This is a genomic window from Ursidibacter arcticus (genome assembly GCF_009761375.1).
Taxonomy (GTDB): domain Bacteria; phylum Pseudomonadota; class Gammaproteobacteria; order Enterobacterales; family Pasteurellaceae; genus Ursidibacter; species Ursidibacter arcticus.
Map to the genome: position 1 here is coordinate 1 of NZ_LEKM01000073.1, position 392 is coordinate 392.

The window sequence follows — 392 nt, forward strand, 5'->3', positions numbered from 1 at the left end:
AGCCAAAGCACCACAAAAGCGGCAATCGGCGAAAACATTGACATCACACTCACAGACGACCCGAATGCAGAAACTACGCTGAAAAATCTCAATCGTGATACACAAAATGCGAATCAGAAGGTTACGAAACACGACCTCACAGAGGTAAGAGAAACCCAAGAGCTAGTTAAAGGGATAGGCGAAATTGCAGACAAGGCGATGCAGATTTACACCCATAACGAACGGGAGAAGATTGAACAAGCTAAACTGGCATTAGGCAAAGCGAAACAGCAAGCCAAAGAACGAGGTGTTCCGAACAGCGAGATGGAGAATGACCCACAGGTCAAACTTGCGACAAAAGTGCTTGTTGATAAACAGCAAGCCTACGACAAGGAATACGGTACAGGCAGTAA

1 pseudogene is annotated in these 392 nt (G+C 45.9%); it reads left to right on the forward strand.

The annotated features are described in order from the left end of the window. Positions 1 to 392 (forward strand): annotated as a pseudogene (locus A1D25_RS01840) (hypothetical protein); the annotation flags it as partial.